Raw genomic sequence first — 18570 nt, 5'->3', positions numbered from 1 at the left:
CCATCGGTGCCCTCTCCTACCGCAGCTTCGGGTCAAGCGCGTCACGAACCGCGTCACCCAGCATGACGACGCTGAGGATGGTGAGGCTCAGGAACAGCGCGGGGAACAGCAGCGGCAGCGGCGCCTCCAGGAAGCGGTTGCGCGCGTCCGCGATCATCAGACCCCAGGAGATCTGCGGCGACTGGATGCCGACGCCCAGGAAGGACAGGGCCGCCTCCGAGGCGATGAAGGCGCCGAGGTTGATCGTGGAGACCACGATCACCGGCGCGATCGCGTTGGGGAGGATGTGCTTGAGCATGATCCGCCAGGGGCCGGCGCCGAGCGCTCGGGCGGCCATCACGTAGTCCTGGTGCTTGGTCGTGATCACCGCGGCCCTCATGATGCGCAGGATCAGCGGCCAGGCCAGCAGGGACAGGGCCATGACGACGCTGCCGATACCGGCGTTGTCGCGCCCGATCACCGCGAGGATGAGCAGCGCGCCGAGGATCGAGGGGATCGCGAAGAAGATCTCCGCGACCCGCGAGAGGATCACGTCGACCCAGCGTCCGTAGAACCCGGCGAGCAGGCCGAGGACGCCGCCCACGAAACCGGTGACCAGGGCGCTGACGAAGCCCACGACGATCGAGACACGTGCGCCGTGGATGACCCGGCTGTACACGTCACAGCCCAGGTTGTCGGAGGCGAACCAGCGATCGGGGGTAATGCCCTTCCGGGCCTGGGCCAGCGAGCAGGTCGAGGGGTCCACGCCCACGGTGTCGAACAGCCCCGGGAACGCCGAGATGGCGATCAGCAGCGAGATCATGACCCCGCCGATGATGAAGACCGGGTTGCGCCGCAGGTCGTACCACGCGTCGGACCACAGGCTGGCGGGCGGCCTTTCCTTGGCCGGCTTCGCCGGCTGCTCGGGAGCCGGGGCCGGAAGGGTGTCGTTACTCATAGCGGATCCTGGGGTCGAGGACGGCGTACAGCAGGTCGACGACGAGGTTGGCGACGATGTAGACCAACACCAGAACCGTCACGATACCGACCACGACGGGGTTCTCCCGCAGGTACACCGACTGGAAGAGCTGCTGGCCGATACCGGGCAGGTTGAAGATGGTCTCGGTGATGACCGCGCCCCCCATGAAGGTGCCCAGGTCCGTGCCCAGATAGGTCACCATGGGGATCAGCGAGTTCCGTAACGCGTGCCGTCCGAGGACGCGCCGTCTCGGCATGCCCTTGGCGACGGCCGTGCGCACATAGTCCGCGCGGAGCGTCTCCATCAGGCTCGTCCGCGTGAGGCGGGTCATGTAAGCGATCGAGACCGTGGCGAGGACGAAGCCCGGCAGCAGATAGCTGCGCACCCCGTCTTGTACGCCGGCGACCGGGAAGATGTCGAGTCCGGTGATCTGCTTGAGCTTGACGCCCAGCACCAACTGCAGGACGAAGCCGCTGACCAGTGTCGGGACCGACACGAGCAGCAGCGTGAACGCGAGGATGGCCTTGTCCGCCGACTTGCCGCGGCGGAGCGCGGCGAAGAAGCCGAGGCCCACGCCGATGACGGCCTCGAAGAGAAGCGCCATCATGGTCAGCTTGAAGGTGACCTGGAACTTGCCCTCGAAGATGGTGGAAACGGGAAGCCCTCGGAACGTGGTGCCGAAGTTGCCGGACACGATGTCACGAAGGTAGTAGCCGTACCGCACGATCAGCGGTTCGTTGAGGTGGAACTGCTCTCTCATCGCCGCCGCGAACACCGGGTCGACACGCTTCTCACCGGCCAGCGCCTGGAGAGGGTCGCCTGGGAGGGCGTAGACGATGGCGAAGATGAGAAAGGTGGTGCCCAGCAACACAGGGATCGCCTGGAGCAGGCGCCTTAGGACGTAGCGGCCCATTCAGTCTCCCGATCATTACAAAGGGCAGCCCGCCGCAACCACAGGGCTGCCCTCATGGGTGGTCACCCACCCCGGGGGGTTCGAATGTATCGAACCACCCGGAGTGGTTGACGTCAGGCCTTCTCTACGTTGAACAGGTCGATCCGCTCGAACGGGTCAATCTTGACGTTCTTGACATGCTGCGAGTAGGCGCCGTTCGTCTGGTAGAAGTACACCGGGACGTACGGCAGTTCCTTGATCAGAAGATCGTCGGCCTGCTGGTAGAACTTGACGCCCTCTTCGATCGACTTGGCCGCGTCACCCTGGGTGAGCAGGTCGTCGAAGTCCTTGCTCTTGTAGCCCGAGTAGTTCGAGCTGCCGCCGGATCCGAAGATCGGGCGGAGGTAGTTCTCGGGGGACGGGTAGTCCATGATCCAGGCCATGCGGAACGAGCCCGGCCACTTCTTGGCGCCCAGGTCGTCCAGGATGGTGGCGAACTTCTCGACCGGCTTGGGGGTCACCTCGGCACCGAGGTTGGTGCGCAGGTTGTTGGCGACGGCCTCGATCCACTCCTTGTGGCCGCCGTCACCGTTGTAGCCGATCTCGATGGCGCCCATCTTCGGGCCACCGGCCTGCTCGAACAGCGCCTTGGCCTTGGCGGGGTCGTAGGTGCACGCCTCGCCACAGGCGCCCTGGCGGTAACCGGAGACGACCGGGCTGATGAAGTCGTCGGCCGGCACGCGGGTGCCGGAGAAGACCGTCTCGGTGATCGTCTTGCGGTCGATCGCCATGGAGATCGCCTTGCGGACGTCCGCGTTCTTGGCGTAGTCGGCACCGCTCTTGATCGGGAACCCGATGTAGCCGATACCGGAGGACGGCTGCTCGATGTAGCGGTCACCGAACTCGGACTTGGCCGTCGAGATGGCCTCGGCGGGCAGCTGGTCCATGATGTCCAGGTTGCCGGCGCGCAGGTCGTTGAACGCGGTGTTCAGGTCCGTGTAGATCTTGAAGTCGACCGCGTCGATCTTGGCCTTGCCCTCCTTGAACTCCTCGTTGCGGACCGTGGAGATGGTCTGGTCCGTGCCGCGCTTCCACGGCTTGGAGATCTTGAAGGGGCCGTTGCCGATCGGGTTGCCACCGAAGTCGGCCTTCAGCTTGCCCTCGGACTCGAAGGCGGCCTTCGGCAACGGGTAGAACGCCGTGTAGCCCAGCATCGTCGGGAAGCCGGAGAACGGGTTCTTGAGCTCGACCGTGAAGGTCTTGTCGTCGACGACCTTGAGTCCCTCGAGAGTGGTCGCCGTCGGCGTCTTGCCCTCGCCGGGGTTCAGCGCGTCGTATCCGACGATGCTGCCGAAGAAGTAGTTGCCCTCCTGGGCGTTGGCGCCATTGGCCGTGAAGTTCCAGGAGTCGATGAAGTTCTGGGCGACAACGGGCTCACCGTTGTGCCACTTGTAGCCATCCTTGAGCTTGATCGTCCACGTCGTGGAATCGGGCGACTCAATGGACTCGGCAACGCGGTTGAAGGGTTTCTTGTCCGCGTCGTAGTCGACGAGACCGACGAAGAGTGCGTTCAGCACCTCGGCGCCACTGGTCTCGGTGGTGTTGCCCGGAATGAGGTCGTGCTGCGGTTCAGCGATCTCAACCCTGACCGCCCCGGCGTTCCCGGCAGCGGTGGAGCCTGAGCCGGCCGTGTCGCCGCTGCCACCGCACGCCGCAACCGCCAGCGCGAGCAGCGCGGTCCCGGCGACGATCTGTACGCCCTTGGTCACACGCATCGTGGATTAATCCTCCCTCTAAGGTGGGCGTTCACACTGAGCCAGCTCATGTCGTGCGCGCCTCCCAGGGGATCCGACCCTGGAATTCGCGGACACGGTCAAGTCAGCCGACGCCCTGCCAGTCGACCGTGAGCATCCCTCACTACGTCTCACCAGCGAGTCTCTGGCGCATTGCAGTTCGGTCACACGTGTCTCTCTCGGACGTCACACGCATACCAACTAGGCTGTCAATAATGCCCTGTTAAGGCACAAACGCGTCACCAAGGTACACATGCCTCGGGACTGATCGCATCATGAGACGGCCGTGACCCGACCGCCCACTCCGCTGCCGACCTGCGATGACACTTTGAGACGGGCTTGACCGGCCGCTTTGCTCTCAGGAAGAACGATGATCAAGCGATGCGGCAGGCATCCCATTCACCGGTATCCAATAGAGTCCATGCCATGAGTCAGCCGGAATCCGCTGTCGCGGACTCCCGGGCGGGCGACCGGGCGGGCGGCTCCTCCCCCGATGGGAAGGAATCGCTGTCCGCGCTCGCCGAGCGCCACGGGTTGCGACGCGCCATCGCGCGTCCCAGTCTGCCGGTTTACATGCGCCAACTGTGGGACAGGCGACACTTCGTCCTCACGTACGCCACCTCGCGTAACGTCTCCAGGTACTCGGACTCGGCGCTGGGCCAGCTATGGCAGGTGCTGACGCCGCTCCTGAACGCCGCGGTCTACTACCTCATGTTCGGTCTGATCATGGGGCAGAAGAAGGACCTGACGAACTACACGGCCTTTCTCATCACGGGCGTGTTCGTCTACTCCTACACCCAGCGATCGGTGACCGGCGGCGCCAAGTCGATCTCCGGGAACCTGTCGCTGATCCGGGCCCTTCACTTCCCCCGGGCCGCGCTCCCGCTGGCGTACGTCATCCAGGAGTTCCAGCAGCTCGCCATCTCGATGGGCGTCCTGTTCGTCATCGTGCTGGTCACCGGTGAGCCGCTCACCTGGCTGTGGCTGCTCATCCCGTTCGCGCTGCTCCTGCAAACGATCTTCAATATCGGGATCAGCCTGCTCCTGGCCCGTGTCGGGGCGTTCGTCCGCGACATGAACCAGTTGCTGCCGTTCATCCTGCGCACCTGGCTCTACACCTCCGGCGTCTTCTTCAGCATCCCGGCTCGCATGAAGGACGCCCCCGACTGGGCGCGCTTCCTCCTGGAGTTCAACCCGCCCTCGGTCTTCATCGACCTGATGCGCCACCTGCTCCTGAAGAGCTACGCGGCCGACCTCGACAAGCACCACTTCCCCCACAGCAGCCTCCCTCAGCTGTGGCTATACGCTTGCTTCTGGGCCGCGGTCGCGCTGGTCGCCGGCTTCTGGTACTTCTGGCGGGCCGAGGAGAGGTACGGCCGTGGCTGAGCTGACCAAGGAGCTGTCCCAGATGGCCCACCCCAACGAGCAGGCGCCCGAACCGGAGGCATCCGGCGCGGCGGCTGCCGGCGCGCCCGAGACCGCCGCGCCGACGGTGATCGTCGACGACCTCCACATCGTCTACCGCGTGTACGGCGCGGCCAGCGCCGCCCAGAAGGGCAACGCCGCCAACGCCCTCATGCGCATCATCAAGCGCCAGGGCCGGCCGCAGATGAAGGAGGTGCACGCCGTCAAGGGCGTCTCCTTCATCGCCCGCCACGGCGACGCCATCGGCATCATCGGGCGCAACGGCTCCGGGAAGTCCACCCTGCTGCGGGCCATCGCCGGCCTGCTGCCCCCGCACAAGGGATCCGTCTACACCGACGGCCAGCCGTCGCTGCTCGGCGTCAATGCCGCGCTGATGAAGGAGCTGACGGGCGAGCGCAACATCGTGCTGGGCTGCTACGCCATGGGCATGAGCCCTACCCAGGTCAGGGAGCGATACGAGGAGATCGTCGAGTTCTCCGGCATCGGCGAGTTCGTGCAGTTCCCGATGTCGACCTACTCCTCCGGCATGGGCGCCCGGCTGCGCTTCGCCATCGCCTCGGCCAAGGCCCACAACGTGCTGCTCATCGACGAGGCACTGGCCACCGGCGACCGCGACTTCAAGCGCAAGAGCCAGGAGCGCATCCACCAGATGCGCAAGGAGGCCGGCACGGTCTTCCTGGTCGCCCACAACCTCGACGTCATCGAGGAGACCTGCAACCGGGTCATCTGGCTCCACAAGGGCCAGATCAAGATGGACGGCGACCCCGCCACGGTGCTCGCCGCCTACAACTCCTGATCATCCGGGCGGTGCGCGCCGCGGCCTGGCGCGCACCTCCACCCGATCGTCTGAGCACGGGCGCACGGGGCAAGATGGGGACGACCGAACCCGTCCTTCCATCGGAGGTCCACCGTGGCCCAGCAGCCGCCGATTCCCTATGATTTCCTGCCCGAGGTCCCCTCGCTGACCGTCGAGAGCGACGACGTCGCAGACGGCGAGCGGATGTCCGACGACCACGTGTTCGACGACTGGGGCATGCAGGGACGCAATATCTCGCCCCACCTGCGCTGGTCCGGAGCGCCCGACGGCACCAAGAGCTACGCCGTGACCTGCTTCGACCCGGACGCGCCCACCGGCAGCGGCTTCTGGCACTGGATCCTGTTCGACATCCCCACCGACGTGACCGAGCTTCCGACCGGCGCCGGCGCGGGCGAGAAGAAGGGGCTCCCCGAGGGCGCGGTCCTCGGGCGCACCGACTACGGCACGCGCGAGTACGGCGGGGCGGCGCCGCCCCCCGGCCACCCCCACCGCTACCTGTTCGCCGTTCACGCGCTGGGGGTCGAGAAGCTCGGCCTCGACAGCGAAACGCCGTCGGCCGTCGTGGGCTTCAACATCACCGCCAACACGCTCGCCCGCGGCTACATCGCCCCGGTCTACAGCACCTGAGATCCGCCCCCGGACGGGCGGTGCGCGGGTGAGTGCGGTGGCGGAAGTTCATGACGGCGCTCGGCGGGCTAGACCGTACAGAAGTCCGAACACGCGGGGCGAATCTGCTGACACTCCATACGGGATTCCACTATGATTCGAACGAAGATTCGATCTGAGGGAAACCGTGATGGAGTGGGGGTGCGGGGTGCGAGAGCTGGCGAACGCGATCGATCACCTGTCCGCCGAAGACCCGTCGGACATTCCACGTGGCCTGCTCGCCGAGCAGCTCATCGAGCTGCACTGGCAGATGGCCCGCCTGCAGGCACAGATCGCCCGCCGCACCTACGTGCGTAGTCCGGGCGCCTGACGACCACCGGGCACCGAGTTCATCGCCGACCCGATATTCGCCCATCTCTTCGCACATCATTCGAACACCGGACCGGCCGGCGCCCCGCCTGGGGCGCCGGCCGGTCTCGTTCCAACCGCCGTCAGCCGGCCACGAGATCGCCCTGGCCCACGATCGCCGGATCGAACGGGAAACGGTCGGCGAAGGCCGGTTTCAGATCGCTGATCCAGACCGCGTCCGGGTCGTAGTGGGCGAAGAACGGCCGGCCGACCAGGCTGGGGTCCCGCGCCTGGATGAGGTGCAGCACGAACACCCGCCGGCCCGCCACCTCGGTCACGCCGTCGACGCACACCTTCCCCGGCGTCGAGGACATCGAAGGGCCCCGCACCGTGCGGCAGAGCCCCGAGACCCGCGCGTAGGCGTCGCGGAAGATCTCGTACGCCCGCGCCAGCGGCACCGCGAAGTAGTCCTGCGGCCCGGTGTCCCGCTCGACGAACATGTAGTACGGCACCATGCCGAGCGCGTGCTGGACCCGCCACATCTCCACCCACGTGTCCGGGTGGTCGTTGATCGAGCGGATCAGCGGCGCCTGGGTGCGGATGACCGCGCCGGTGTCCCTGATCGCCCGTACGGCGGTCTGGACGACCTGCGAGTCCATCTCGCGCGGGTGGGAGAAGTGGGCCATGAAGGCGAGGTTCTTCCCCGACTCGACCACGGCGGAGAACAGGCGCAGCGTCTCCGCCGCGTCCGGGTCGGTCACGAAGCGCCCCGGCCAGTACGCGAGCGACTTGGTGCCGATGCGGATCGACTCCAGTTGCTCCAGCTCGAGCAGCGGCTCCACGTACCGCCGGAGCACCGGGCCACTCATGATCATGGGATCGCCGCCGGTGAACAGCAGGCTCGTGACCTGGGGATGCTCGCGCAGGTAGCGGACCAGGCCTTCGACGTCGTCGGACGCCATCTTCAGGTCCGGCTCGCCGACGAACTGCGCCCATCGGAAGCAGTAGGTGCAGTAGGCATGGCAGGTCTGCCCCTGCTTGGGGAAGAACAGCACGGTCTCGGGGTACTTGTGCTGCATGCCGGGCATCGGTTCGCTCCCGGCCCGGGGAATGTTGAGCTCCATCTGGCCCGCCGGATGCGGGTTGAGCCTGGCCCGGACCGCGTTCGCCGCGGCCTGGATCTCACGGGAGGACGCCTCGGCGCGGAGCAGTCCGGCGATCCGCGACACATCGGCCTCGGGCAGCATGTCCTCCTGGGGGAACACCAACCGGTATATCGGGTCATCGGGAATGTCCGACCAGTCGATCAGCTCGTCGACGACGTACGCGTTGGTGCGGAAGGGCAGTACCGACGCCACCGCTCGGATGCGCAGCCGCGTGTCGGAGTCGAACCCGGCCCGTTTGAGTAGATCGTCCAGATGCTTGGCCGTATAGGCCCTGAACCCTCGCGTACCGGTCTGTGTAAGGGTCACTCGAGATTTTTCCTCTCTTGTGGGCACTCCGGTAAACCTGACGCACCTGTCATGCGTCTACTGCCTTCCTAAACGGACGCGCCAGTGCGTTGGGTCGGTTCCGTACGACTGAAAAGCCTCGGTAAAGTCTTCCGGATATCGCGACATATCTTAAGTTCGGCTACGCTGACCGATGTGAGCTCCCTTACGCCTTTCGAGTCGGGTGACACCGCCCAGCGGGCCTCCGACGCCGACCGCGACCACGTCGCCGCCGTTCTCGGCGAGGCCCTCGCCACCGGTCGGCTCACCAGCGTCGAACACGCCGACCGGCTGGAGGCGGCCTACACGGCCGTGACCGTCGGCGACCTGATCCCCCTGACCCGCGACCTGCCCGGCACCACCCGGCCCTCCGCCTCCGCGTTCAGCGCCGAGCAGCAGGAGGTCACGGCGTTGTTCAGCAAGGTCATCCGGGGCGGGCGATGGGTGGCCGGGCGGCACACCGTCCTTCGCGCGTCCTTCGGGGCCCTGATCGTCGACCTGTCCGACGCCGTGCTCCCCGGCCGTGAGGTCACCCTGGAGCTCAACTCGTTCTGCGGCAAGCTCATCGTGCGCGTCCCGGACAACGCCAGGGTGATCGACGAGGGCAGCGCGCTGTTCTCCAAGCGCCACGTCTCCGGCGGCGACCAAGGCGGGGATCCCAACGGGCCCCTGATCCGCGTCACCGGCCAGGCCAGGTTCGGCAAGGTCGTGGTCTCCCGCGGAGCCGCCGACTGGCACTGGCCCTGGCGCGCGCACTGACCGGTACCGGCCCACGCACACAGCAGTCCACCCGGCCACCTACGATGCGGGACACACATACATTCCCTACGAGGTGACCGCTTGGACGGCATTCCGCCGATAGCCCTTGACGCCATGGGTGGCGACAACGCCCCTGGGGAGATCGTGGCGGGAGCCGTACAGGCCGTGCGGGAGCACGGCGTGGCCGTCGTCCTCGTCGGCGCCCCGCGAACCGTCGCGGAAGCTCTCGCCGAGCACGACGCGACGGGAGAGATCCCCATCGTGCGCGCGGAGGAGACCATCTCCATGGACGAGGGCGCGCTCGCGAGCCTGCGCCGCCCGCGTTCCAGCATCGCCGTGGCCTGCCATCTCGTACGCCGGGGCGACGCCTCGGCGGTCGTGTCCGCCGGTTCCACGGCCGGGGTGGTGGCGACCGCCAAACTCAGGCTGCGGGCCCAGCAGGGCGTGCTCCGGCCGGCGATCGCCGTCCTGCTGCCGACCCGGCCCCATCCCACCGTGCTGCTGGACGCGGGCGCGACCGCCGACGTCAAGCCGGAGATCCTCGTGCAGTTCGCCCACCTTGGCGTGGCGTACGCCGAGACGGCCCTCGCCATCGAGCGGCCACGTGTGGGATTGCTCACCATCGGCGGAGAGGCCGAGAAGGGCAACAAACTCACCAAACGCGCCCACGAGCTGTTCGCCGCGGTACCCGAGCTGAACTTCACGGGCAACGTCGAGGGCCATGATCTGCTCAACGGCGTCGTCGACGTCATCGTCACCGACGGCTTCACCGGCAACGTGGCGCTCAAGACCATGGAGGGCGCCGTCCGCTACGCCTTCACCGAGCTCCGCGAGACGCTGGCGGCGGGCCGGGCGGCGCGGCTGGGCGCCATGCTCCAGCGGAACCGGCTACGCGATCTGCGCAAGCGGCTCGACCCGGAGGCGTACGGCGGCGCGGTGCTGCTCGGCCTGAACGGCACCGTGGTCATCGCCCACGGGTCGTCCACGGCCAAGGGGATCGCGGCGGCATGCGTCCTCGCCTCCACGCTGGCCCGCAAGGGCACCGTCAGCCACATCGGCGAGCGCATCGCCGGTGCTCACAAACCCCACCGCCGCCGCTGACGCACCGACGGCTCATGGGAACCTTCGGGCGCTTGATCCTGGACCGATGTCGCAAACGGGCACATCGTGCCATGGGGCCGCGTGCGCCGATGGGCCGGATAATCCACGCTGGGTGCTGATGATCACAGATATCCTTGGAGCATGACCGACCCGCAGCTCGTGCTCACCGAGCGGGTCCAGCAGGCGCTGGGCACCGCTTTCGGTTCGGAGTACGCAGGCGCCGACCCGCTGATCCGGCCCTCTCAGTTCGCCGACTTCCAGGCGAACGTCGCACTGAGCCTGGCCAAGCGGCTGCGACGAGCCCCGCGGGAGGTCGCCCAGGCCATCGCCGACGCACTGGAGGCCGGCGACACCGGCGACGTCTTCGCCGGCGTGGAGATCAGCGGCCCCGGCTTCCTCAACATCACCCTGCAGGATGGCTGGATCGCCGCCCAGGCCCTGCAGACGCTCGAAGACCCGCGCAGCGGCGTCGGGACGACCACGCCCCCGCAGACCGTCGTCGTCGACTACTCCGCGCCCAACGCCGCCAAGGAGATGCACGTCGGGCACCTGCGCACCACCATCGTCGGCGACTCCCTGGTGCGCATCCTCGACTACCTCGGCAACCGCGCGGTCCGGCAGAACCACCTGGGCGACTGGGGCACGCCGTTCGGCATGCTCATCGAGCACCTGCTCGACATCGGCGAGGGCGCCGCCCTGGCCCGGCTGGAGGCCGGAGAGGGCAGCGAGTACTACCAGGAGGCGCGGCGCAAGTTCGACTCCGAACCGGAGTTCAAGGAGCGCTCGCGCCGGCGTGTGGCGACCCTCCAGGCCGAGGACCCGGAGACGATGCGGCTCTGGCACCTGTTCATGGACGCCACCGTCCGCTACTTCAACAAGATCTACTCCACGCTGGGCGTCACGCTCACCGACGACGACATCGCCGGCGAGAGCATGTACAACCGGATGCTGGCGGAGACCTGCGCCGACCTGGAGGCCTCCGGGGTCGCGGTGATGAGCGAGGGCGCGCTCTGCGTCTTCCCGCCCGGCTTCAAGGGCAGCGACGACAGGCCCCTGCCTCTGATCATCAGGAAGAGCGACGGCGGGTACGGCTACGCCACCACCGACCTGGCCGCCATCCGCTACCGCGTGCGCGACCTGAAGGTCGACCGCATCATGTACGTCGTGGGGGCCGATCAGGCGCTGCACTTCCAGATGATCTTCGCTGCCGCGCGGCAGGCGGGCTGGCTGGCCGACCACGTGTCCGCCGAGCACATCCAGATCGGCATGATGCTGGGCGCCGACGGCCGCCGGTTCCGCACCCGCAGCGGCGAGTCCGTCAAGCTGAGCGACCTTCTCGACGAGGCCATCGACCGCGCCTCGGCCGCCATCGCCGAGCGGGGCTACGACGAGGTCACCCGCCGCGAGATCGCCCGCACGGTCGGCATCGGCGCCGTGAAGTACGCCGACCTGTCGGTCAGCCACGACAGCGAGTACATCTTCGACTTCGACCGCATGCTGGCGTTCACCGGCAACACCGGCCCCTACATGCAGTACGCCACGGCCAGGATCCGCTCGATCTTCCGCAAGGGAGGCGTCGACCCCTCCGAGGTCTCCGGGCCGATCATCCTGGGCGAGGCGGCCGAGCGTGACCTGGCGCTGCAACTGCTGGGCTTCGGCACGGTGGTCGAGCACGCCGGGGCCACCGCGGAACCGCACCGCGTCTGCTCCTACCTGTTCGAGACCGCGAGCACGTTCACCACCTTCTACGAGAAGTGCCCGGTGCTGAGGGACGACGTCGACCCCGAGACCCGGGCCTCACGCCTGGCCCTGTGCGCGCTGACCCTGCGCGTGCTGCAGACCGGGCTCAACCTCCTCGGCGTCCCCGTACCCGACCGCATGTGACCACGCCTGGCCCGGCCGGTCCCACCCGGCCAGGCCACCGTCGTGATCATGCCTGTTCGGCCGGGGCCCTCCGCGCGCCCGTACCCGACGAATGTGATCATGCCTGGTTCGGCCGGATCCACCCTGCCAGGCCAAGGTTGGTCCGACCGGGCCAAGGTTCCCGCCCTGCGTCGGCGTGCCGTCGTACACGGCCGTACCCAAAGAACTAACCTTGGCGCGGTCATGGAAGTGCCCGCCGAACCCTCGCCTCCGGGGGCCTTCCTCACGCCTTCGGGGAGTTGCCCGCCTTGAGCATGGATCTGACCGCGGACCCCGGCCTTCCCGGGGCCGCGGACTCTACGAAGCCACAACGTCACAACGGAGAACCACCGGCCCCCTCCACGGAACCCACAGACCTCGACGCAGACCTGCCGGCCCCTACGCACCACAGCGGAGAACCACCGGCGCACTCCACGGAACCCACAGACCCCGACGCGGACCTGCGGGCCCACTCTGAGTCCCACGACGTGGACCTGCCGGCGCGGGCCGGGAGCGATGTGGGCCATGACGGGGACTTCTCGGAGCTCCGGCGGTACGCCGAGGCGCTGTTCACCCACCTCGCGGCCGACGGCACGGTGCCGCAGCCGCCCCCGAACACCCTCGACGTGCCCGGACACTGGCTCGCCCCGGCCACCGAGGCACTCCTGCTGATCCTTTCGGGAGAGGACGCCCTCGAGCCGCTCGCCCGCGCGGCCCAGCTCGGCGAGGTCGACACCGCCCTGTTCCTCTGCCTGTCGCTCGCCGTCAGCGGGCACGGGGACCGGGTCCACGCCTCATGGCTCGGCACCGCGTTCGGCGACCTGTCGACCGAACGGCCGGTGACACCCGGCCAGCGTGCCCTCTGGACCGCCGCGGCCCGGGGCGCGTACGGACCGGCGGGCAAGATCTTCGTCCTTCGCAAGCTCGACGCCGCGGCCGTACCCTCCACGGCCGAGCCCGATCGCTGGCTGCGCGCCCTCGTGCCGGGCGAGCCGTCTCCTCCGGCGTCCCCGGCCCTCACCACTCTGCCGGCACTGGCCGAGGTGCCGGAGCTGGTTCAGCCCGTCCAGGCGGCGGCCCAGCTGTCCCGCCTGCTCGAACGGTGCACGGAGATCACCTCCACCCGCCCGTCGCCGATTCCCCGATCAGAGACCCCTGGCCCGTGGCCGGACGCCGAGCCGCTGACCGTGCTGCGGTCGCTCATCGGATCGGAAGAGCCCGGCCCGCTGGGCTCCCTGACCGGCCACCTTCTTGACGACGTGCAGGCGGGGTCCGATCCGCACCTCTCCGCCATCGCCTTCCACGTCGCCGCCCCCGTCGTACGATCGGCCGCCGAGGAGCTCGCCCAGGCGACCCAGGTCGCGCCGCCTGCCGAGATCACCGTGCCGATCCTCGGGCACGACATCACCCTGCGGCCGGAAGGTCCCGACGCGGACTCGCTCGCGGCCGCGGAGGCACGCATCAGGGCCGAGGGGGCGCCGCGCGGCGCCGGGCGCTGGCTCGCGTACGGGCCGGCGCTGCTGCCCATCGTGGCGCTGGTGCTGGCCTTCACCATCTCGGAGCTGTTCGCCATCGCCGCACTGGTCCTCGGCGGCATCGTGGGCTACCTTCTGTGGCGCCTCAACGCCCGTGAGCAGGCGGAGGCGCGCCGCGTCGAGGCGGACATCACCCGGCTACGCGAGGAGGCGGACTCGGCGGTGTGGGTCCTGCACGACTACGCCCGAGAGGCCGCCCAGCGGTCGGAGACCGCCGCCGAGAGCCTCGCGGCACTCACCCGCCTGCTCCGCCGAGGCCCCGCGGTCGCCGAACAGCGGCCGTGACCATTCGCTCGAACGCCGCCCCCGGCCGGTCCTGGTCGCCGCGCCGGGCGTCGAGGGTGCGGGCGGCGAAGAGCAGGGCCAGCACGACGTACATCCAGAAGAGGGTGAACGCGCGCGTCTGTGAGGTGGTGAGGCCCGGTACCTCCACTCCGGGGAACTGCGGTGCCAGGGCGATCCAGAACCACGGGGAGCGCACCACCGACCGGCGGTCGGCCGCGGTGGCGGCGAGCGGGAGCAGGATCACCAGCGAGTAGTGCCCGAACGCCGGGGTGAAGACCAGGAAGACCGTCAGCATGATCATGCACGCGGTCTCGACGAGCCTGAGCGGCTCGTCCAGGACCGTAGGCGTGCTCGGAAGGCGCCAGCGCGCCCACGCGAGCATCACGCCCGTGGCCGCCACCGTGCCCCTGACCGCGACCGTGACCTCCTCCCCCACCCCGAGCCTGGGGAGAATCGACGCCAGCGACGCGTCGTACGGCTTCGCGTACTCGTCCTGCCCGTGGAGCAGGAACGGCAACGTGTCGAACAGGAACCGCCCCGGCTCCGCGACCAGAGGCAGCGACAGGAGCACGAGGACCATCGGCACCGCGACGAACGTGACGAGCGCCCGGCGCTGCCTCGCGAACAGGAAGAGCAGCGCGAGCGGCACCAGCATGGGCTTGAGGGCGATGGACACCCCGGCGACCACCGCGGCGGCCCTCCACCGGTCCCGTGCGCACAGCAGCAGGACGACCGGTAGCGCGACGACCGCGATCACACTCCAGTTCCCCACAGCGAGCACGCTGCGGTAGCCGAAGAGCCAGGCGATCCCCACCATCCCGAACAGTCCCAGGCGGCTGCCCAGCCGTACCCCGCAGAGAGCGAGAGCCGCTCCCCAGGCCGACAGCGTCAGCGCCGCCAGGACGAAGGGGAGAATCAGCCGGATCGTGTGGTCGTCCATCCACGCCTCGGCGAGCGCGGCCACCGCGCTGCTGGGAAGGTAGAGGAAGCGCTCGTCGGCATACGGAGAGCGGCCGCTCAGCACGGCCCGGGCGGCCCTGACGACGTATCCGTTGTCCTGCATCGCACTGCCCTTGCGGATGACCGCGGCAGCGGGAAGCGTGAGCACCACGGCCGCGGCGATCCGCGCCGGCAGGGACGCCTGGGCCATCAACCACGTCGAGAACCCGTGGTCCGGGCTGTGGCCCCGGCTGTCGTCCGAGCCTCCGGCGGGGCCGGGGCCGTGGTGGCTAAGTGGTCGAGATCTCGACGTCGGCAGGGGCCAGCAGGAAGACCTTGTCGGCGATCCGCTCAATGCGCCCCTCGCAGCCATACGTCAGACCGGCAGCGAAATCGACCATTCGCGTCGCCTCGGCCATGGACATCCCCGCGACGTCCATGATGACGGCCTGGCCCTCCCTGAAGTGCTGCCCCACGGTAAGCGCGTCGGAATACTTCCGCGGGCGGATCATTACGATCCGTGCGGGATCCCCACCCGACCCCCAGCGCCTGGCGGCCCGTTCCGACGCGGGCATCCACTCATCCTCGTACTCGTCGTGGTCGTAGGGCTCGTCGTACTGATCCCCATCGCCCAGGCCAAGGTAGCTCACCACCCTGCGCACTGCCCCCATCGGCTGTCCTTTCCGCGAGAACCGGCTGCATTCGCCGTGCCCCGACATAAATGACCGTAACGGACGAGTCGCCAGGGGCCGCGCGACACGCCCATGTACTTTTGATTTTGCACTGTTTTCGCTGTGGTTTCGACCGGTTATCTGGGGGTGGATAGGATCGGCGGCATGCGTATCTACACCGTCGATTCGTTCACCGATCAGGCCTTCAAGGGTAACCCGGCGGGCGTCTGCCTGCTGGACTCTCCGAGATCGGACGAGTGGATGCAAGCGCTGGCCAGCGAGATGCGCCACTCCGAAACCGCCTACGTCCTGAGCCAGGGCGAGGGTCTGCCGTACACCCTGAGGTGGTTCACTCCGGCGGTCGAGGTGGCTTTATGCGGTCACGCCACCCTGGCGACGGCACACGTGTTGTATTCGATCGGCGCCGCCTCCGGCTCGATCGAGTTTTCTACAAAGAGTGGAATACTGACGACGAAACAGCTTGATCACGGCCGTATTTCGATGGATTTCCCGTCGTACCTGCCGACCGAGATTTCCCCTCCGGCGGCGCTCCTCAAGGCGCTCGGAGTGGTCCCCACGTGGGTCGGGATGGGCCGCATGGACCTGCTGGCCGAGCTGGAGTCCGAGCAGGCCGTCCGCGACCTGACCCCCGACATCGACGCCCTGACGGCCCTAGAGGCCCGCGCCGTATGCGTCACCGCCCGAGCCACCTCTCCCTCGGGACTCGACTCCTCCCGCGGGCTCGGCTCCTCCTCTGAGGTCGGATCTTCCCGTGGGGTCGACTATGTCTCGCGGTTCTTCGCGCCTAACGCCGGCGTCGCGGAGGACCCGGTGACCGGCTCCGCCCACTGCATGCTCGGGCCCTACTGGACGGCGAAACTGGGCCGGGACGCTCTTGTAGGCGAGCAACTGTCCAAGCGCGGAGGCATCGTGCACACGACGGCCCGAGGCGACCGCACCGAAATCAGCGGAAACGCCGTCACCGTCTGGTCCGGCACCGTCCACATCATCTAACCCAGCACCCTGCCTACCCTCCGGGACAGGCAACGCTGCGCCACCGCGCGAGAGGGGCACCGCTGTGCGATAGGACGGGCACGCCCACACCGCCGTGCGAGAGAACGGGCAAGTCGGCACCAGCATGCGAGAGAACGGGCCAGTCGGTGAGGGAGGACGCCAAGAATCGCTGGGAAAGCCGGCCGGCCAGAATGACCCCGGCTCGCCCACCCACCCCAGGCTTCCCGCCGTAGCACGGCGCCGGATTCACCGCCCCGTCTCCCGCCACGCCGGCGCCGCAACACACCACCGGGGCACCGGAGGCGATCGGCGCCCCCATCCACCGTGAGTCGACCATCGGCGAGCATGGACCTGCGAATTGGTTCGGCGAGAAGCGGATTGGTTCGGCGAGCATGGGCCCCCGGAATGGTTGGCGAGAATGGGCCCCGGCTCGCCCACCCGCCCCAGGTTGCCCGCCGTAGAACGGCGCCGGATTCACCGCCCCGCTTCCCACCGCGCCGGCGCCGCAATTCATGATCCGGGCACCGGATGTTGCCACCGACGGCCCCGTCGCCGATGGGACTTCTCAATCGGCGCCAGGTGGAACTTCTCAACCGGCGCTGATGCGGCGGGAGGCGGGGCGGCGAGTCCGGCGTCCTTGTACGGCGGCAACGGGGGGTGGGTGGGTGAGTCGGGGCCAATTCTCGCCGACCATTCCACGTTCATGCCGCCACGAGTTCATGCTGAGCTGCGGGCTCTGACTGTTGTCCGTCCCCTCGTCTGTTCGGTTGTCTTGCGGAGTCAAAGCGGTGACGGGGTCAGGGCGGTGACGGGGTTAGGGCGGTGACGGGGTTAGGGACAAGCCTGGATTGGCGTGAGGTCATTGGTAGGGATGACAGCAAGACTCGAGGGCCAAGGACGGCCAGAATGGGCCCCGACTCGCCCACCCACCCCCCGGTCCCCACCGCGCATCGGCACAACCTTCACCGCGTGCCGCCTCCCGTCGCGTCGACGCCGCAACGCAACACCCGAGCACCCAAGGTGATCTGCGCCTGTCCCCTCGACTCCACCACCAAGACCTCACCTCAATCCAGCCCTGTGGCCACCCAGCTCTGTGGCCCTCTTCAGGTTCCGTGCTCGCGATCGTGTCTAGTCACGAAAGGCTCGCCGCCGGCGGCCCCGTCACCGATGGGACTTCCCAAACAGCGCCCGGTGGGACTTCTCAACCGGCGCCCGGTGGGACTTCTCAACCGGCGCCCGGTGGGACTTCTCAACCGGCGCCCGGTGGGACTTCTCAACCGGCGCCCGGTGGGACTTCTCAACCGGCGCCTGGTGGGCCTTTAGTCGGCGCCGATGCGGCGGGAAGCGGGGCGGCGAATCCGGCGCCGCGCTACGGCGGGAAACCCGGGGTGGGCGGGTGAGCCGGGGCCACTTCTCGCCGAACCATTCCATGGGTTCCTCACCGAACCATTCCACGGTTCATGCCCGCTGAGGCTCGGTCGACGGACCCAGGGCGCAGATCACCTCCGGTGCCCGGGATCGTGTGCTGCGGCGGGAAACGGGGGTGGGTGGGTGAGTCGGGGCCCATTCTCCCGGGGCCATTCCACGGGTTTCTCACCAAGCCATTCCACGGGTTCATGCTCGCTGAGGCTCTGGTCGGCGGGCCGCGGGCGCGGATCACCTCCGGTGCCCGGGTGGTGTGGTGCGGCGCCGACGCGACGGGAAGCGGAGCAGCGAATCCGGCGCCGTGGTACGGCGGGAAGCCTGGGGTGGGTGGGCGAGCCGGGGCCCATTCTCGCCGGACCCCCTGTTGATCGATTGCTCACCACTGCCGGCGGGAGCCCGCCGGCTCCCGGGTGGGGTGGTTGGACGCCAGCCATTGAGGCCGTGTCAAAGGATGACGACGAACCGTGGCAAGCCGCGGCCAACGACGAGGTGCTGGGGGAAGGGCTGCGGGGGACCTGGATGGTGAAGAAGAGGTCCGGGAACGCGGAAAAGGGTCTGGAACGCAGGAAAGCCATCCACGTGTGTGGATGGCTTTCCTGGGTGCACCCCC

At 68.3% G+C, this 18570-nt stretch carries 15 protein-coding genes; 9 read left to right on the top strand and 6 right to left on the bottom strand.

Annotation, left to right across the window (positions count from 1 at the left end):
- Positions 1-16 precede the first annotated feature (16 nt).
- The 3 genes from ABD810_RS15430 to ABD810_RS15420 all read right to left on the bottom strand — a co-directional run bounded on the left by ABD810_RS15430 (position 17) and on the right by ABD810_RS15420 (position 3625).
- A complete protein-coding gene (locus ABD810_RS15430; protein ID WP_344939555.1) occupies positions 17-937 on the bottom strand; it encodes an ABC transporter permease in 921 nt (306 codons plus the stop codon).
- Positions 930-1871, bottom strand: coding sequence for an ABC transporter permease (locus tag ABD810_RS15425; RefSeq protein ID WP_344939553.1), 942 nt, complete (start codon positions 1869-1871; stop codon positions 930-932). Before ABD810_RS15425 ends, ABD810_RS15430 begins: the two co-directional genes overlap by 8 nt.
- 113 nt (positions 1872-1984) lie before the next feature.
- Positions 1985-3625 (bottom strand): peptide ABC transporter substrate-binding protein, encoded by a 1641-nt coding sequence (locus tag ABD810_RS15420; RefSeq protein WP_344939550.1) that lies wholly within the window; start codon positions 3623-3625, stop codon positions 1985-1987.
- Between the two features lie 444 nt (positions 3626-4069).
- Here ABD810_RS15420 and ABD810_RS15415 point away from each other — a divergent pair, with 444 nt between their 5' ends.
- The 4 genes from ABD810_RS15415 to ABD810_RS15400 all read left to right on the top strand — a co-directional run bounded on the left by ABD810_RS15415 (position 4070) and on the right by ABD810_RS15400 (position 6861).
- Entirely contained in the window at positions 4070-5029 is a 960-nt protein-coding gene (locus tag ABD810_RS15415) for an ABC transporter permease (protein ID WP_344939548.1), read from the top strand.
- Positions 5022-5864: an ABC transporter ATP-binding protein gene (locus tag ABD810_RS15410; RefSeq protein ID WP_344939546.1), complete on the top strand. Its 843-nt coding sequence runs from the start codon at positions 5022-5024 to the stop codon at positions 5862-5864. The genes ABD810_RS15415 and ABD810_RS15410 overlap by 8 nt, the downstream gene beginning before the upstream one ends.
- A 114-nt stretch (positions 5865-5978) precedes the next feature.
- Entirely contained in the window at positions 5979-6512 is a 534-nt protein-coding gene (locus ABD810_RS15405; RefSeq protein WP_344939544.1) for a YbhB/YbcL family Raf kinase inhibitor-like protein, read from the top strand.
- A gap of 187 nt (positions 6513-6699) precedes the next feature.
- Positions 6700-6861: a hypothetical protein gene (locus ABD810_RS15400; RefSeq protein ID WP_344939541.1), complete on the top strand. Its 162-nt coding sequence runs from the start codon at positions 6700-6702 to the stop codon at positions 6859-6861.
- 121 nt (positions 6862-6982) lie between these two features.
- On the opposite strand, the gene ABD810_RS15395 is transcribed toward ABD810_RS15400, so the two are convergent.
- Positions 6983-8311, bottom strand: coding sequence for a KamA family radical SAM protein (locus tag ABD810_RS15395; RefSeq protein WP_344939539.1), 1329 nt, complete (start codon positions 8309-8311; stop codon positions 6983-6985).
- A 174-nt stretch (positions 8312-8485) separates the two neighbouring features.
- On the opposite strand from ABD810_RS15395, the gene ABD810_RS15390 reads away from it, so the two are divergent.
- From ABD810_RS15390 to ABD810_RS15375, 4 genes are all read left to right on the top strand, one after another.
- Positions 8486-9088 carry a DUF1707 SHOCT-like domain-containing protein gene (locus ABD810_RS15390; RefSeq protein ID WP_344939537.1) on the top strand — a complete coding sequence of 201 codons (603 nt, stop codon included), beginning with the start codon at positions 8486-8488 and terminating at the stop codon, positions 9086-9088.
- An 81-nt stretch (positions 9089-9169) separates the two neighbouring features.
- Complete coding sequence (plsX, locus tag ABD810_RS15385; protein ID WP_344939535.1) at positions 9170-10189, top strand: phosphate acyltransferase PlsX; 1020 nt, start codon at positions 9170-9172, stop codon at positions 10187-10189.
- 141 nt (positions 10190-10330) lie between these two features.
- Positions 10331-12073, top strand: coding sequence for an arginine--tRNA ligase (argS, locus tag ABD810_RS15380; protein ID WP_344939533.1), 1743 nt, complete (start codon positions 10331-10333; stop codon positions 12071-12073).
- A gap of 506 nt (positions 12074-12579) precedes the next feature.
- Positions 12580-13911: a hypothetical protein gene (locus ABD810_RS15375; RefSeq protein WP_344939531.1), complete on the top strand. Its 1332-nt coding sequence runs from the start codon at positions 12580-12582 to the stop codon at positions 13909-13911.
- Here ABD810_RS15375 and ABD810_RS15370 read toward each other — a convergent pair.
- The gene (locus ABD810_RS15370; RefSeq protein ID WP_344939529.1) at positions 13862-15061 is read right to left on the bottom strand and encodes a glycosyltransferase family 87 protein; all 1200 of its coding nucleotides are present in this window, start codon (positions 15059-15061) and stop codon (positions 13862-13864) included. The genes ABD810_RS15375 and ABD810_RS15370 overlap by 50 nt on opposite strands.
- 79 nt (positions 15062-15140) lie before the next feature.
- Entirely contained in the window at positions 15141-15521 is a 381-nt protein-coding gene (locus tag ABD810_RS15365) for a cell division protein SepF (RefSeq protein WP_344939526.1), read from the bottom strand.
- Positions 15522-15686: 165 nt separating this feature from the next.
- Between ABD810_RS15365 and ABD810_RS15360 the strand changes: the two genes are divergently transcribed.
- The gene (locus tag ABD810_RS15360) at positions 15687-16535 is read left to right on the top strand and encodes a PhzF family phenazine biosynthesis protein (RefSeq protein WP_344939524.1); all 849 of its coding nucleotides are present in this window, start codon (positions 15687-15689) and stop codon (positions 16533-16535) included.
- Positions 16536-18570: the final 2035 nt, after the last annotated feature.

It is taken from the genome of Sphaerisporangium flaviroseum (assembly GCF_039537005.1).
Lineage (GTDB): Bacteria > Actinomycetota > Actinomycetes > Streptosporangiales > Streptosporangiaceae > Sphaerisporangium > Sphaerisporangium flaviroseum.
This window is presented reverse-complemented; position numbering and strand designations above follow the sequence as displayed.